Source organism: Rhodospirillales bacterium, from assembly GCA_028824295.1.
Classification (GTDB): domain Bacteria; phylum Pseudomonadota; class Alphaproteobacteria; order TMED109; family TMED109; genus VXPW01.
This window is the reverse complement of sequence record JAPPED010000015.1, coordinates 163305-179742: the sequence shown is the minus strand read 5'-3', so window position 1 is coordinate 179742 and position 16438 is coordinate 163305. Positions and strand designations below refer to the sequence as shown.

At 63.0% G+C, this 16438-nt stretch carries 11 protein-coding genes; 8 read left to right on the top strand and 3 right to left on the bottom strand.

Translation table 11 applies throughout. The features are described 5' to 3' along the window. Positions 1-100: 100 nt before the first annotated feature. The 8 genes from OXH60_07275 to OXH60_07240 all read left to right on the top strand — a co-directional run bounded on the left by OXH60_07275 (position 101) and on the right by OXH60_07240 (position 11226). The gene (locus tag OXH60_07275) at positions 101-1240 is read left to right on the top strand and encodes an ATP-binding protein (protein MDE0711921.1); all 1140 of its coding nucleotides are present in this window, start codon (positions 101-103) and stop codon (positions 1238-1240) included. 5 nt (positions 1241-1245) lie between these two features. Further along, positions 1246-2700 (top strand): nitrogen regulation protein NR(I), encoded by a 1455-nt coding sequence (ntrC, locus tag OXH60_07270; GenBank protein ID MDE0711920.1) that lies wholly within the window; start codon positions 1246-1248, stop codon positions 2698-2700. After that, the gene (locus OXH60_07265) at positions 2697-4907 is read left to right on the top strand and encodes an ATP-binding protein (GenBank protein MDE0711919.1); all 2211 of its coding nucleotides are present in this window, start codon (positions 2697-2699) and stop codon (positions 4905-4907) included. The genes ntrC and OXH60_07265 overlap by 4 nt, the downstream gene beginning before the upstream one ends. Positions 4908-4954: 47 nt before the next feature. Continuing rightward, positions 4955-6349 (top strand): sigma-54 dependent transcriptional regulator, encoded by a 1395-nt coding sequence (locus OXH60_07260; protein ID MDE0711918.1) that lies wholly within the window; start codon positions 4955-4957, stop codon positions 6347-6349. Then, on the top strand, positions 6346-7737 hold the full coding sequence (trkA, locus tag OXH60_07255) for a Trk system potassium transporter TrkA (GenBank protein ID MDE0711917.1): 1392 nt from the start codon (positions 6346-6348) through the stop codon (positions 7735-7737). The genes OXH60_07260 and trkA overlap by 4 nt, the downstream gene beginning before the upstream one ends. Beyond that, on the top strand, positions 7738-9120 hold the full coding sequence (locus tag OXH60_07250; protein MDE0711916.1) for a hypothetical protein: 1383 nt from the start codon (positions 7738-7740) through the stop codon (positions 9118-9120). It abuts the gene before it with no gap. Between the two features lie 200 nt (positions 9121-9320). Beyond that, complete coding sequence (locus OXH60_07245; GenBank protein ID MDE0711915.1) at positions 9321-9962, top strand: TIGR00730 family Rossman fold protein; 642 nt, start codon at positions 9321-9323, stop codon at positions 9960-9962. A 52-nt stretch (positions 9963-10014) separates the two neighbouring features. After that, positions 10015-11226 carry an NADP-dependent isocitrate dehydrogenase gene (locus OXH60_07240; GenBank protein ID MDE0711914.1) on the top strand — a complete coding sequence of 404 codons (1212 nt, stop codon included), beginning with the start codon at positions 10015-10017 and terminating at the stop codon, positions 11224-11226. A gap of 13 nt (positions 11227-11239) precedes the next feature. Here the strand turns inward: OXH60_07240 and alaS are convergent, their stop codons facing one another. The 3 genes from alaS to acs all read right to left on the bottom strand — a co-directional run bounded on the left by alaS (position 11240) and on the right by acs (position 16259). Beyond that, positions 11240-13891, bottom strand: a complete 2652-nt coding sequence (gene alaS / locus OXH60_07235) for an alanine--tRNA ligase (protein ID MDE0711913.1) — start codon at positions 13889-13891, stop codon at positions 11240-11242. An 89-nt stretch (positions 13892-13980) separates the two neighbouring features. After that, positions 13981-14247 carry a hypothetical protein gene (locus OXH60_07230; protein ID MDE0711912.1) on the bottom strand — a complete coding sequence of 89 codons (267 nt, stop codon included), beginning with the start codon at positions 14245-14247 and terminating at the stop codon, positions 13981-13983. 74 nt (positions 14248-14321) lie between these two features. Next, the gene (gene acs / locus OXH60_07225) at positions 14322-16259 is read right to left on the bottom strand and encodes an acetate--CoA ligase (GenBank protein MDE0711911.1); all 1938 of its coding nucleotides are present in this window, start codon (positions 16257-16259) and stop codon (positions 14322-14324) included. Positions 16260-16438 lie beyond the last annotated feature (179 nt).

The following is a 16438-nucleotide window of genomic DNA, read 5'->3' as shown; positions in this document are numbered from 1 at the left end:
CTGCGACGACGTCGCCGCTCGTACCGTTGCGCAATGTTGGGCTGGAGTGTGTTCTGGTATTAGTGTGTTGTGCCTAATCCTTGTGCAGGAGTACCGCGCAGTGGCGGAGTCCCGCGACACCTCCACCCAAACGGCTGTCGGTCCTCAGGATCTGCTCGAATCAATGGCAGTGCCGGTCTTCCTGATCTCTGACACCGGCCATATTCTCTATGTCAATCCAGCCGGCGAGCACCTGTTCGGAACCGGTGCCCGCAGCCTCTTGCGGCGACCGATCCGAAACTTTCTCTCCGGCGACAGCCCCGTGCTCGCCATGCTCGACCGTGTCGTTCGCCGCGGCAGCAGCGCCGTCGAGTACGGCATTCGCCTGACCGGGCCTGCCATGGCGCCACGGATCGTCGATGCCCGGGCATCTCCTTGCCATGACGCACACCATCAGATCGTGCTGACGTTGCACGCACGGTCGGTAGCCCAGTCGATTGGCGGGCACCGCCTCGGGCAAATGAGCGCTGCGCGCTCGGCGACCGGTTTCGCGGAGACCCTGACCCACGAGATTCGGAACCCGCTCTCCGGGATCCGCGGGGCCGCCCAGCTGCTGGAAGAAGCCGTCGGTCCGTCCGACCGCGAGCTCACCCGCCTGATCCGCGACGAGACCGACCGAATTGGCAAGCTGCTCGCCCGGTTCGACACCTTCGTGGATGGGGCCACCGTGCCAACTGCTCCCGTGAACGTGCACGTTGTGCTCGATCGAGTCTTCATGCTGGCCAAGAACGGGTTTGCCAAGAACGCTTCGTTCACGCGCGAGTACGATCCTTCCATCCCCATGGTTCCAGGAGATCGCGACCGGCTGGTCCAATCCTTCCTCAACCTCGCCAAGAATGCAGCCGAGGCCAATCCAGAGGGGACCATTCGACTGATCACCGGTATTCGACATGGACTGCGGGTTCAGACGGGAACGGCGGCCCACCGGGGGCTGCCGGTGTTTGTCGCTATCGAGGACAGCGGACCCGGTATTCCGGAAGACATGCGCCAGCATCTATTCGAGCCGTTCGTTACCACCAAGTCCGGCGGACGCGGTCTGGGACTTTCGTTGGTGGCCCGGGTAATCGAGGACCACGGTGGCGTGGTGGAGGTCACGGACGCGACGGCCGGATCCGGGACACGCTTTACGGTGTACCTCCCGGCCGTCAATTCCTCGACAGACGGGGTCCAAGCCCCCTCGCCGACGGACACAGCGCGTTGAATACGCTGACATCCCCTACCGCCACTATCCTGGTGGGCGACGACGACGCGGCCATCCGGACCGTCGTCCGGCGTGCCCTGCACCGGCACGGTTTCGCGGCCCGCGATACCGGCGACATGGGCGAACTCTGGTCCTGGATCAGCTCCGGAGCGGGCGATCTCGTCATCACCGATGTCGCAATGCCATCCGGCAACGGCCTTGATTTGCTGCCCCGGGTTCGAAAGGTTCGGCCCGACCTTCCGGTCATCGTGATCAGCGCCCGGTCCACGATGCTGACCGCCCTTCGGGCCGGTGAGCGCGGAGCCTTCGAGTACTTCCCGAAACCGTTCGACCTAGACGAGCTCGTGGCGACCGTCCGACGCGCCATTGCGGAAACCCGCGTGCCCGCTCCATCCGCCGCCGACACTTCGCCGGACGACTTGCCAATGGTCGGACGGTCGCCCGCGATGCAGCGCGTGTACAGGGTGGTCGCCCGAGTGGTGAACACCAACCTCACGGTTCTGGTGCTTGGCGAATCGGGAACGGGCAAGGAACTCGTTGCCCGGGCGCTGCATGATTTCAGTCCACGCCGGGCGCGTCCATTCGTTGCACTCAACATGGCGGCCATTCCCCGCGACCTGATCGAGAGCGAACTGTTCGGGCATGAACGCGGAGCGTTTACCGGTGCACACCGTGCGTCCGCTGGGCGCTTTCGGCAGGCCGAGGGCGGAACGCTGTTCCTCGACGAGATCGGGGACATGCCGCCCGATGCACAGACCCGCCTTCTCCGCGTGCTTCAGGAGGGCGAGTTCAATCCCGTCGGCGGAATGATTCCCGTTCAGGCCGATGTCCGCATCGTCGCCGCCACACACCGGGACTTGGGCGCCTTGGTCCGCGAAGGCCTGTTCCGCGAGGACCTGTACTACCGATTGAACGTGGTCCCGATCCGTATGCCGCCGCTTCGGGACCGATTGGAAGACCTTCCCCTGCTGACCCGGCATCTCCTTGCGCGCGCCTCGGAAGACGGTATGGAGCCCAAGCGGATCTCCGAGGAGGCCCTGACACGCCTGACGGAACACACGTGGCCCGGAAACGTCCGCGAACTGGAAAACCTCCTCCGGCGGATGGTGGTGCTCACAGCCGGGGACGTGATCAGTGCCGATACAGTGGAGGAAGAGCTTGGCAGTGCAGATCAGTCAACGGTAAGGCCCGATACCGAAGGCTCCACGCTTGGTGCCAGCGTCGAGCGCCACCTGCATCGCTATTTCGCGGCGCATGGAGATACCTTGCCTCCTGCCGGGCTGTACCGGCGATTCGTGCAAGAGGTTGAACGGCCGCTGATCCTGCGAACCCTGCGCGCCACCGGGGGCAACCAGATCCGGGCAGCAGAGCTCTTGGGAATCAACCGGAACACGCTCCGAAAGAAGATCCGCGATCTCGATCTCCGGGCACTGCCGCGTCGCCGGCGAGCAGCCGAATGACTGCCGTCACGTTCGTCTGGGCGCCGTTGCGGACGCGAGTTCGGCAGCTGGCCGGCAGCAAGCGGGTAAAGCTGTGGCTCGCCTGGGGTCTCGCGCTGACCGGAGCGGTGCTGGGCGTCGTCACGTTCGCCGTGCTGACCCCGAGCGCGGACTCGGATCCCGACTTGATCCTTGCGCTCCTGTACGCCGACTTGCTCGTTCTCCTGCTGCTGACGTTGATCCTCGCGCGCCGGATAGCCCTGCTCTGGGCACGGCGACGGCGAGCGCAGCCGGGTGCGCGACTCCACGTCCAGCTGGTCGTCGCGTTCGGCCTGCTGGCCGCCACTCCGGCAGTCATCGTGGCCGCCGGGGCTGCAGGGTTTTTCACGATCGGCATCCAGGGCTGGTTTTCGGAACGCGTCTCATCGGCGCTGACGCATTCGATGGCCGTGGCGGACGCCTACTACGAAGATCATCGGAAACTGGTGCTGGCCGACGTGTTGTGGATTGCCAACCGGCTCGCGCGTACCCCAACCGAGAATCGCCTGGATACCGCGACACTTGACCAACTGGTGACCGAGCGTGGGATTGCCGAAGCTCTCGTGCTTCGGGCGGACGGGCAAATCTTGGCCCGTAGTTCGCTGAGTCTGCTGCTGGCATTCGACCAGCTACCGGCAGGGGCGCTGCAGAGGGCGCTACAGGGTGAGACCGTCGTGTTTCAGATCCGCGGCGGCGACCGCGTGCGGGCACTGGCTCCGCTCTCGGGACTCGCCGACCAGCTGCTCTATGTGGGGCGCTACATCGACACCAATGTACTGCGCAACATCGATGCCGTGCGAACGGCGGTGGGGGAATACCAGCAGGCGGAACGCGAGCGGGCCAGCCTGCACATCACTTTTACGATGGTGTTCATCGCGGTGGCCGTACTGCTCGTGGCCGTCGCCGCCTGGATCGGGTTCCAGGTCGCCAACCGGTTTGCCGGTCCAGTATCGGAACTGGCCCATGCCGCCAACCGAGTGCGGGATGGCGATCTGAGTGCCCGCGTCAAGGAAGAGGGCCAGAGCGGCGAGCTCTTGCTGTTGCTCCGCGCATTCAATCGCATGACCGGCCAGATTGAGGACCAGCGCTACGAACTCGTAGCCGCCAACCGCGAACTCGACACGCGCCGGCGATTCACGGAGGCGGTGCTGGCAGGGGTGAGCGCCGGGGTGGTCGCGGTGGATTCCCGCGGCGTGATCTTTCTCTCCAATCACTCCGCGTCGGACCTCTTGGGCGTGCCCGAGGACTCGCTCACCGGGCGGCCTTTCGCTCAAGCGATTCCGGCGATGTCAGACTTGTTCCACCGCGCGGCCATTTACCCAAGCAGGGTCAATCAGGATCAGGTCGTTACGACCCGAAACGGACAAGAGCGCGTGTTGCTGGTGCGTGTCAACGCCGCGACCCGGAACACCCGGGTCCAAGGGTACGTCATCACGTTCGACGACATGACGGAACGGATTCTCGCCCAACGGGCGGCGGCATGGCGTGGCGTGGCCCGGCGGATCGCCCACGAAGTCCGCAATCCCCTGACCCCGATCCGCCTGGCCGCCGAACGGCTCAAGCGCCGCTACGCCGGGGAAGTACGGACCGAGCCGGAAGTATTTGAATCCTGCATCGATACGATCGTGCGCCAAGTCGTGGAAATGACCCGAATGGTTGACGAATTCTCGGAGTTTGCGCGGCTGCCGCCCCCAGTGTTGCGCCGGGTCGACATGGTGGCCCTGATCAATGGCGTCCAGGCCATCAATGACACGGCACACGTCAATATCCGCGTCAGCGCGCACGTCCCCGACCAACCCGTGTACGTTCTGTGCGACGCGAGCCAGTTGGACCGCGCCCTCGGAAACCTGGTCCAGAATGCCGTCCAGGCCATTCACGGTCACGCCGAACCTGCTGCGGCGTTGGGCAACATCGACATCATCTTGGAAGCGGCCGACGACAGCGACACCTATCACGTCACGGTCGAGGACGATGGAGGCGGGTTTCCCGACGACTTCCTTGACCGCGCGACCGAGCCCTACGTCACCACCCGCCAAGGCGGAACCGGCCTCGGGTTAGCGATCGTCCGTCGAATCGTCGAGGACCAGGGCGGAAAGATCAGCCTCGCCAACACAGGTCGCGGCGCCCGTGTGATGCTGACACTTCCTTGCGCCCCGTCCACACCGACCACGCCCGCCGTGGCGGCCTGATCATCATGGTCACCTCGTCCAAGAATTCTCGAACGGCGACCAATTGGATGGGCGAGATATTGATCGTCGATGACGAGCCGGACATCTGTGCGGCGGTGCAGGACTTGCTACAGGACGAGGGGTACACGACGCGAATGGCCAGCGACACCGATAGCGCGCTGGCCGCCTTGGCGGAACGGGTACCTTCGCTTGTGCTGCTCGACATCTGGCTTCGCAACGGCGAACGAGAAGGCATCGACCTCCTGGAGACGATCGGCACTCGATTTCAGGGCCTCCCGGTCGTCATGATCAGCGGGCACGGATCAGTACGCACTGCTGTTGACGCCATGAATCTCGGCGCGGTCGACTTCCTCGAAAAACCGTTCGACAGCGGACTGCTGCTGCACGTGGTTAAGCGGAGCCTGGAGACCCAGCATCTTCGCCGAGAAAATGCCGTGCTGGTGAACCGCACCGGCACCACGGACGCGATTGTGGGGACTTCGCCGGCCATTCGTGCCCTCAAGAACGCGATCGCGCGCGTGGCGACCACGAATAGCCGGGTCCTGATCACCGGGGAACCCGGTTCCGGCAAGGAGACCGCAGCCCGCGCCATTCACGCCCAATCGCACCGTCGCAATGCCCCGTTTGTCGTGATGAACGCTCCGCGCACGTCGGCCGACCGATTCGAGGAGGAATTGTTCGGCCGCGAGGATGAAAGCGGACGCATCCTTCGCGTCGGCCAGCTTGAGCAGGCCCACGGCGGCACACTGTTCGTGGATGAAGTCGCCGAAATGTCGATGGACGCCCAGTCGTGGCTGCTGCGGGCACTCCAGAATCCCAGCTTCATGCGAGTGGGCGGGCAAACCCCCGTAAAGGTGGACGTTCGTGTCGTCGCCTCAACCAGCGTGGACCCCGAAACCTACATCCGCCAGGACCGGCTGTCGGCCAGCCTGTACTACCGAATCAACGTCGTGCCCATTCGCGTGCCGTCCCTGGCTGAACGCCGGGAAGACATTCCGGCCTTGGCCTGGCATTGCATGACGCAATGCGCGCGGGCGCTGGGCAGGCCACCGCGCCCAATTGACGCAGAAGCGGAAGCCCGACTGCAGGCCTACAACTGGCGCGGGAACGTTCGCCAACTTCGAAACGTGATCGAGCGCGTCCTGATCCTGGCACCGGATTCGGAAGCCAGTCCGGTGCGGGCTTCGATGCTGCCCGACGACGTACTCTACGAACACGGAGAAACCGGCGGGGGCTTCGGAACTGACTCGATCATGAGCCACCCGCTGAAGGCCGCCCGGGAACAGTTCGAACGCCAGTACCTGTCGTCTCAACTCGCGCGTTTCGGTGGCAACATCACGCGCACGGCCGCTTTCGTCGGCATGGAACGCACATCGCTGCATCGCAAGCTGCGGCTCCTGGGCATATCCGACGAGACCGGCTCCAAGCAGGAGACACCGTGAACGAAGACGCCCAGTTCCGGGCCATCGTCTGTGGGGCCGGGGAGGTTGGCCGCAGCATCGCCCGGCACCTTGCCGAGGAGGAAGCAGCCGCGGTCACGCTGGTCGCCCAGGAAGCCGAATTCCTGGATCGGGCGCGCCGGGACACGGCTGGAATCGAAACTCTCCACGGGCACCCGGCGCATCCTCCCGTGCTGCGCGATGCCGGCGCCGACAATGCGAATCTGCTGGTAGCTGTTACCCGGAGCGACGAGACCAATATGGTTGCCTGCCAGGTGGCACACAGCGTGTTTTCGATTCGAACGCGCATTGCCCGCGTCAGCAACCCGGCCTACCAGGAGGAGGACTGGCCGCAGCTATACGGCCGTAACGACCTGCCAGCCGAGATCATTGTGCCGGAACGAGAGGTGGCAATCGCGCTGTCACGACTGGTCGCACTGCCCGGGGCAAGCGATGCCGTCGGTTTTGTGGGCGGCCGGGTCCAGCTCATCGGCATGAAGCTGGACCAACAGTCGCCGGTCCTGTCGCATCCCCTGCACGAGCTGACGGAGCTGTTTCCCGAACTCCACGCCAGGGTTGTCTATATCGTGCGTGACGGTGTCGGGATCGTGCCCAGGAAAGACGAGACGCTGACCGTCGGAGACGAGGTCTTCGTCGTCACGGAAGCCAACCGCGTCAATCGCGTACTCCGTTCCTTTGGGCGGGACATCGAGGCATCTCGACGCATCCTGATTGTCGGGGGCGGCAACCTAGGCCGGTTGGTCGCGCAACGGATTGCCAAACAGGAGTCAGCCGAGGGCGTGACGATTCTCGAGGCCGATCCGAATATCGCCCATCAGGCGGACGAAATTCTCGACGGCATGAAGGTCCTAGTCGGCGACCCGCGTGACGACGGCGTGCTGGAAGAAGCCGGAGTGCACGACGCGGCGATGCTCCTCGCAGTCACCGAGAACGACGAGGTCAACACGCTTGTTTCGGCGCTGGCCAAACAAAAGGGCTGTCCCTACGCAGCGACGGTGACGCACGACAACAAGTACGGCTCCCTGCTAAGCCAGCTCGGGATCGACCAGGCTATCGTTCCCCGGTCGGCGACGGTGTCCAAGATCCTGCGATGGGTGCGGCGCGGACGCGTCCAAGCTGTCCATACCCTGCATGACGGACGTGCCGAAGTCATGGACTACGAAGCGCTCGACACTTCCAACATTGCCGGAACTTCGCTCCGCAACCTGAAACTGGATTCCGACATCGCGGTCGGTGCCATCGTGCGAAACGGCGAAGTGATATTGCCGGTCGGAGACACCGTGATCCGCCCTCACGACCGAGTCATTGTCCTCGTTACCCACGAGAAGGTCCAGGCGCTCGAGGCTGCATTCGGAACCGTCAAGCTCTAAGTGGTACTCGCCTCCATTTCGCGAGCCCTGGCGTTGGCGCTGGGTGCCGAAGGGCTGCTCGCAGGAGTCGTCGGCTTCTGGGCATGGTTTGACGGACTTCCATCAGCGGGTGGATTTCTGCTGCTGACGACCGGTACTCTCTTCGTCAGCGGCGGAATACTTCTCGCCACTCGCAGTCGTGGCCGCAGCTGGACGAGGAGGACGGCCCTGCTTAGCGCGGCCGCGATCTGGGGGGCCCTTTCAATCGGCGGGCTCATTCCGTTCTGGGTTGCAGGGGCCGATCCCTATGCCGCGCTGTTCGATTCCGTCTCCGCCGTTACCACCACAGGTTACTGGTCGATTCAGATCGGCGGGGCTGACCCTGCCCTTGTGCTCTGGCGGGCCGTGCTGCAGTGGATCGGAGGTCTGACCACGCTCCTGCTGGCTGCCATCGTGTTTCTTCCGGCCGGGCTGGGCGGTGCCGCGTTCGCAACCCCGGGATCGACCGCCGGCGTCAGCAGCTTGGTGCCCTCGGTGTTCCGCGGGGTCACGGTCGCCTATGCGGCGCTGACAGTGACTTGTGTATTTCTTCTCTTCTCTGGCGGAGTGAGTGCGTTTGACGGTGTCCTGTACGCGCTATCCGCAATCGCGACCGGCGGTGACCCCAAGGGCTATCCGTCCTCGATTCCGGGCGCCGGCACCCAACTGATTCTGGGCGTCTTCATGCTCATCGGCGCCCTGTGGTTTCCCGGCACCCCTAATCAGCCCCGCGTGTTGATCGCCGCGATGGTCCGGAACCGGGAAACGTTGCTGTTGGCGGCATTGGTGGCGGGAGGTATCAGCTTCGCTTGGCTGGCAGTGCCGGACATGGGCCTGATCGACAGTTTCTTTGTCACCGCCTCCCTGATCAGCACGTCCGGCATCGTAACCGAGGCTCGAGACGCCTCCATTACGCCGCTGCTTGCTCTCGCGGTCGTCGGCGGCTCGGTGGCTGGAGCTTCAGGCGGCCTTCGTCTCCGCCGCGCATGGCTCCTGGGCGCGGTCATCTGGAACGAGCTGAATCGCGGTGTGCAGCCCCATGAAGTCCGAACTCTGCGCTATGGCGGTCAGACTGCAGAACCGGGCTTGGTCTCGGCTCTGTTCGCGTTTGCGGTCCTTTGGTTCAGCGCCTGCGCTGGATTGGCGGCGCTCCTTTCCGTGACTGGAGTGACTGCGGAAGACGCCATCTTGGGCGCAGTGGCCGCGCTCACCAATACGGGCCCAGGCATGTCCACTCTCGTCGGTGCAGTAACGGTTCCGGGCGGCTCCACTGGCACGACGGTGTTGATGGCCGGGATGCTGCTTGGACGATTTGAGGTGATCGCCCTCGTAGCGGTGCTCAGCCCCTGGTTTTGGACCCGGTAGACGGACCGTCGCGTTCGGTCGGTCCCGCCCTGTGCGACTGCCTGTTTCAAGGCTGCTTGGCAGCCGGCGAATCACCGGGCCGCCAGATGCTGGATCGGCCATCCGGAAGAGCTAAATCACTCCCAGACACGGAACGTGACTTTTGCTGGACGAACCCGCGGGGGGCCGGTAGGTTCACCGCGTCTTGAGACGGGTTGTAGATGGAACAGTCTTTGGGCAGGACGACGCTACCTGCGTGCGATCAACGTAGCCGCTCGGAAGATGGTAAGAAGCGCACCGTGCTGGTGTTTTGTGGTTCGCGGGTGGGCAGCAACCCTAGGTTTGCCGAGGAGGCCCGCGAGCTGGGTCGGAAGCTGGGCGAAGCTGGCTACGGTCTTGTCACCGGCGGTTCACAGCATGGGCTTATGGGCGCCGTAACCGACGGCGCCCTGGAAGCAGGCGTACGTACGACCGGTTTCATCCCCATCTACATTGCGTCCATGCAAGAAATGCATTCAGCGCTGGAGCGAACGGTGGTCGTGGATTCACTGGCTGATCGCAAAACCATGATGTTCAACGCCTCTGACATCTGTGTAGCGCTCCCCGGTGCGATCGGAACCATGGACGAGATCATGGAAACGCTGGTGCTGCGCGAACTCAAGCAACACCCGCGCCCCATCGTGGTGATCGATATCGATCAGTACTGGGCGCCGATGTTCGCGATGCTCGAACGCATGGTCGAACAGAAATTTCTTCCCGACATTCTTGATTCAATGGTGATCAAGGTGGAATCCGCCGAGGCGGCGGTTCAGGCAGTGAGCGAGCAGCTCGCAACACCGGCGTCGGTTGCACCTGGCGGCTAAACGTAGTCATCCCCTGCAGTCACTCATCTTTGTCATTTGGAGCGCGCATTCCGTGAGCAAGATCAAGGTTGCTTCCCCTCTCGTCGAACTAGAGGGGGACGAAATGGCCCGGATCATCTGGGAAATGATCCGGGAGCGTCTCATTCTCCCCCATCTCGACGTGGACCTGGTCAGCTACGACCTGCACGTCAGGAGCCGCGATCAGACCGACGACAAAGTGACGGTGGAGGCGGCACACGCCATCCGTGAACACGGTGTCGGCGTCAAATGCGCGACCATCACTCCCGACGAGGATCGAGTCTCCGAATTCGGCCTGAAGAAAATGTGGCGGTCCCCGAACGGGACCATCCGCAACATCCTCGGCGGCACGGTGTTTCGTGAGCCGATCATCTGCCGCAACATTCCCAAGTATGTGCCTGGCTGGTCCAAGCCGATCGTAATTGGTCGGCATGCGTTCGGTGATCAGTACCGCGCCACCGAGTTGCAGGTCCCCGGCCCGGGGCGCCTTGTGATGCGCTTCGAACCGGACGGGCGGGAATCGCCCACCGAAACCGAAGTGTTTCGATTCCGGGAGGCCGGTATTGCGCTGGGGATGTACAACTTGGACGAATCCATCCGAGGCTTCGCTAGGGCTTGTCTGCGGTACGGCCTCAATCTCAAGATGCCGGTCTATCTGTCGACCAAGAACACCATCTTGAAACAATATGATGGAAGATTCCGGGACATCTTCCAGGAGATCTTCGACGCCGAGTTCGCCACGAGCTTCAACGAAGCCGGCCTGGAATACGATCACCGTCTAATCGACGATCTGGTGGCCAGCGCAGTCAAGTGGGACGGCGGTTTCGTATGGGCCTGCAAGAACTACGACGGTGACGTTCAATCTGATCTCGTTGCGCAGGGATTTGGGTCGCTTGGCCTCATGACCTCGGTGCTGATGACCCCCGACGGACAGACGATCGAGGCGGAAGCGGCCCACGGTACCGTCACCCGGCACTACCGGGCCTACCAGAAAGGTGAAGCGACTTCGACCAACCCAATCGCATCGATTTTCGCCTGGACGCGGGGACTGTGGCACCGCGGCCGATTCGACGACACGCCAGAGGTACAGCGGTTTGCCCAAACGCTCGAGCGCGTGTGCCAGGATACGGTCGAATCCGGCAAGATGACCAAGGATCTTGCCCTGCTCGTCGGTCCGGCCCAAGGTTGGCTAGAAACCGAACCGTTCCTTGACGCGATTGCCGAAAATCTGAGACAGGCCCTCTGAGCCGACCAGAGCCCTAGCCCGTCTCGCCAATGGCCTGCTGCACGGCCTGCAGGGCCTTCCGGGTGGCCGCACCATCGGGCCCGCCGCCTTGGGCCATGTCGCGACGGCCGCCTCCCTTTCGCCCGCCGAGCGCCGCCACGCCGGCCTGCACCAGGTCCACTGCATCAAATCGATTCGTCAGGTCCTCGCTGACGGCGACCACCAACGAACCTTTCCCTTCGAAGGACGTCACCACTACCGCCAAGCCGCTTCCCAGAGTGTTCCTCAGCTCTTCGGCTTGGCCGCGAAGCACCTTCGGAGGGACGCCGTCGAGAACCCTTCCCGCAACGCGCACGCCGGCGATTTCGGTCGGGGCAGTAGTTTCGGTATCTCCGCGAGCAAGCTTCTGGCGCAGGTCCTCAATCGTACGTTCGAGTTCGCGCCGTTCCTTCAGGAGCCGCTCAATACGATTCGCGAGTTCGTTCTGCCGAACCCCTAGACCGGCGGCAAGCCCGTCAAGCACATGGGCGTGGTCCTGGAACAGCTTCAACGCGGCGGGGCCCACTACCGCCTCCAGTCGGCGCACGCCGGAAGCGAGCGCCGACTCCGAAACGATCTTCAGAACGCCTATCTCGCCGGTTCGGCCCACATGCGTTCCTCCGCACAGTTCGAGCGAAAACGTCGGGCCGGCCTCCGCGCCCATGCGAACCACCCGTACTTCATCGCCGTATTTCTCCCCAAACAAGCCGAGCGCGCCGGAATTCATGGCGTCATCCGGCGGTAGAAGTCGGGTTTCCACCGACGCGTTCGCCCGTATCCAGCCATTGACCTTGCACTCGATGTCCTCGAGCTCTTCAGCAGTAACTGCACGCGGGTGGCTGATATCGAAGCGGAGGCGGTCAGGGGCAACCAGGGATCCCTTCTGGATGACGTGCCCGCCGAGGCGCTCGCGCAACGCGGCGTGCAACAGGTGGGTTGCCGAGTGATGAATCCGTAAGCCCGCGCGCCGATCCTCGTCGACAGCGAGCTCGACCGCCTCGCCAACGCGTAATTCGCCTTCGTTGACGGTCCCGTAATGGACGTGGAGTGCTTCGGCGCGGGAGTGGGTATCCGACACCGTCATGGCTCCGTTGGGCCAACGGATCGTACCGGTGTCGCCGACCTGACCTCCACCTTCAGCGTAGAACGGAGTTTGGTTGCATATCACGCCGATGGTCCCACTGGCCGAATCGGCTACACGAACCTGCTCGCCATCGGTCACGATCGCCGACACCACCGCCTCCGCACTGGTCCCGGCGTAGCCCAGAAACTCAGTGGGTTCGGCCTCATCACGAACCTCAAACCAGACCCGCTCCGCTTTGGTGTCTCCCGTTCCCGACCATGCGGCGCGCGCCTTCCTACGTTGCTCTGCCATTGCTGCCTCAAACCCGGCCCGGTCCAACGCGCGCCCCTCGCTCCGCAAAATGTCTTCCGTCAGGTCGATGGGGAAACCATACGTGTCATAGAGTTGGAACGCGGTTGCTCCAGGCAACGCGGCACCGTCTGCAAGCTTCGACGTCTCGTTCGCGAGCAGGCGCATGCCGCGTTCGAGCGTTTCGCCAAATCTCGTCTCCTCGCCCTTCAAGGTCTCCGCAATCAATGTGCGGGCATGGGCAAGTTCCGGGAAAGCGTCTCCCATTTCCGCAACGACACTTCCGGCGATTTTCCACAATACCGGCTCGCGGGCGCCCAACAGATGGGCATGCCGCATGGCTCGCCGCGCGATGCGGCGCAGCACGTAACCGCGCCCCTCGTTTGACGGGAGCACGCCTTCCGCAATGACGAACGCCGAAGCGCGCAGGTGATCCGCGATCACCCGGTGCGAGACCGAGCGCCCCTCGTTCTCGTCCGCGCCCGTCGCCGCCTTCGACGCTTCGATCAGGGTGCGAAACAGGTCGATGTCGTAATTGTCCGTAAACCCCTGCATGACGGCCGCCATGCGTTCCAGCCCCATACCGGTGTCGATTGAAGGTCGTGGCAGCAGGACCCGGTGGTCAGAGGATTCCTGTTCGTATTGCATGAATACGAGGTTCCAGATCTCGACGAACCGGTCCCCGTCTTCATCGGGGCTGCCGGGTGGGCCGCCGGGTATCTGGTCTCCGTGATCAAAGAAGAGCTCCGAACACGGACCGCACGGGCCGGTGTCGCCCATAGCCCAGAAATTGTCAGAAGTGGCAATCCGCAAAATACGCTCTTCAGGTAACCCGGAAATCTTCCGCCAGAGATCGTATGCCTCGTCATCGTCCGCATAGACCGTCGCGAGCAACCGGTCGGAAGCGACGCCAAACTCCCTCGTCACCAGCGTCCAGGCGTGCTCAATGGCCTGTTCCTTGAAATAGTCGCCGAAACTGAAGTTCCCGAGCATTTCAAAGAATGTGTGATGCCGGGCGGTGTAGCCGACGTTCTCAAGGTCGTTGTGCTTGCCGCCGGCCCGTAGACACTTCTGCGACGTGGCAGCGCGCGGATGGCTGCGCGTCTCCTGGCCGGTAAAGATGTTCTTGAATTGCACCATGCCGGCGCTGGTGAACAGCAGCGTGGGGTCGTTGCGCGGCACGAGCGGCGACGACGGGAGCACTTCGTGCCCGTGCGCCCGAAAGTAATCTAGGAACGCGGCACGAATTTCCGATGTGGTCGTGGCAGTCGCCATATCGTCTTCAAATCCGGCAGTGAGCGGCCTGCAAGCTGCGCGAACGAGGCCAAAAGGGTTGGTAGTCCGCCTAACCGAGTAGCGTCAAGTCACTCGGCGCAGGCGTACGTGTTCTCTAGATCAAAGACCACCGTGGTCTCGGCTCGGGTCGTCTCGCAGATCGGCACGCATTTGCCCGACACTGCGTGTTCGCCAGCCAGAAAATACCGGCTGCCCGGGGCTACCAGTTCAGCCGCAAAGCAGCCGGTCTCCCCTTGCTTCACACGCACGGAGGGCCCTTCGCAGCGATACTGGTCCTCGTTGGCGTAGAAATAGATTCCCGGGTGCACCCACGCCACTTCAAACGTGTTAGTCACGCAGACGGCCTCGGCGGCAGATGCGGCCGGAACGAGAAATGCGATTCCAGCCAGGGCAACGGCAAACGAACGCATCATCGGTTGAGCCTGTTCTGAACGAGATCATCGACCGCCGCCGGGTCAGCGAGCGTCGAAGTATCCCCAAGCTCATCGTGCTCGTTTGCAGCGATCTTTCGGAGAATACGGCGCATGATCTTGCCCGACCGGGTCTTGGGAAGGGCCGGAGCCCACTGCAGCAGATCAGGTCTGGCAATCGGGCCGATTTCTCTCCGCACCCACTGACCGAGCTTTACCCGGAGGTCATCCGAAGCCGGAACTCCGGCAACCAACGTCACGTAAGCGTAAATTCCTTGCCCCTTGATCTCGTGCGGGTAACCGACCACGGCTGCTTCAGCCACAGCTTCGTGTGCCACGAGAGCACTCTCGATCTCCGCGGTCCCCATCCGATGTCCGGAAACGTTGATGACATCGTCAACACGGCCGGTGATCCAATAGTAGCCGTCCTCATCGCGCCTTGCGCCATCGCCAGTAAAGTACATTCCTGGGTACGTCGCGAAGTAGGTGTCAACAAATCTTTGGTGATCGCCGTAGACGGTTCGCATCTGCCCCGGCCAACTGTCCAGCAACACCAACTTCCCGGACGCGGGCCCTTCCAGGAGATTTCCCTCGTCGTCGACGATGCCCGGGCGCACTCCGAAGAAGGGCAGGGTGGCCGAGCCCGGTTTCAGCGCGGTAGCGCCGGGAAGCGGCGCGATCAAGATGCCGCCGGTCTCGGTTTGCCACCAGGTATCAACTACGCGGCAACGTTCCTCGCCCACAACCCGGTGGTACCAGAGCCATGCCTCGGGGTTGATGGGTTCGCCGACAGAACCGAGGATCCTAAGTGATGAGCGACTGGTCTTGCGCACGGGCTCCTCGCCGTCCCGCATGAGAGCGCGGATCGCGGTAGGTGCCGTATAGAAGATGTTGACTTGGTGCTCATCGCAGATTTGCCAAAAGCGTGACGAATCCGGCCAATTGGGCACACCTTCGAACATCAGGGTTGTCGCCCCGTTGGCAAGTGGGCCGTAGACGATATAGCTGTGACCGGTCACCCAGCCGACATCAGCGGTGCACCAGTAGACTTCTCCGTCCCGATAGTCGAAGACAAAGCGATGCGTCATGGACGCATAGACGATGTACCCGCCTGAGGTATGCAAAACGCCTTTGGGCCGACCGGTGGAACCGGATGTGTAGAGGATGAAAAGCGGGTCCTCGGCCGACATCTCGGCAGGCGGGCAATTGGCATCGACGCCTGAACGCATCGCGGACCATGACACGTCCCGGCCATTCTGCATGGCCACGTCGCCGCCGGTTCTTTCCACGACCAACACCGTGTGCACATCCGGGCAACGCTGAAGCGCCTGGTCCGTATTTGCCTTGAGGGGCACCAGCTTGCCGCCTCGAGGTCCCTCGTCGGCCGTGATCACACAGGTTGACCCACAGTCCAGTATCCGCTCCGCCAGCGACTCCGGAGAAAAGCCGCCAAAGACAACAGAGTGAATGGCGCCGATTCGGGCACAGGCAAGAAGTGCGTAAGCCGCTTCGGGGATCATCGGCATATAGATCGTTACACGGTCACCCTTCCGAACCCCGCGTTGCAGGAGGACGTTGGCCATGCGGCAAACCTCCTCATGGAGTTCGCCGTAGCTGACAGTACGATTGTCTCCGGGACGGTCGCCTTCCCAGACGATGGCTGCCTGATCCCGGCGGGACGCGAGATGCCGGTCGATGCAGTTCGCGGACACATTGAGGGTCCCGTCCTGGAACCACCGGATGTGGACGTCGTCGGATGCGTAGCTGACATCGCGCACCCGGGTGTAAGGACGAATCCAGTCGATCGTTCGGGCGTGTTCCGACCAGAACGTCTCCGAGTCAGCGATGGAAGCGCGATATAAGGCCTCGTACTGCTGCGCGTCTATGTGAGCGGCCGCAGCGGTTGCGTCCGGTACCGGAAATAACGTGTCGTTCATGTACCTCTCACCAACATGCTGGTCCGCGCTCGGCGCTCTGGCCCGTATGCCCGGCAAAAATTGCCCGCCGAATCGGCCGCGGGAGCGATCGGTCCGCGCTTCATCGTAACCCGATCAGGACGCAGACTGTTACCTGTTCCAACACTATGCCCAGAATGAATCCTGAACCAGTCAGGTGG

What these genes read in the sequence shown, in the direction of transcription:
- OXH60_07265 (MDE0711919.1), top strand. Translation starts at nt 2,697, where the DNA reads ATGACTGCCGTCACGTTCGTCTGGGCGCCGTTGCGGACGCGAGTTCGG.
- OXH60_07260 (MDE0711918.1), top strand. Translation starts at nt 4,955, where the DNA reads ATGGGCGAGATATTGATCGTCGATGACGAGCCGGACATCTGTGCGGCG.
- OXH60_07245 (MDE0711915.1), top strand. Translation starts at nt 9,321, where the DNA reads ATGGAACAGTCTTTGGGCAGGACGACGCTACCTGCGTGCGATCAACGT.
- alaS (MDE0711913.1), bottom strand. Translation starts at nt 13,891, where the DNA reads ATGGCGACTGCCACGACCACATCGGAAATTCGTGCCGCGTTCCTAGAT.
- acs (MDE0711911.1), bottom strand. Translation starts at nt 16,259, where the DNA reads ATGAACGACACGTTATTTCCGGTACCGGACGCAACCGCTGCGGCCGCT.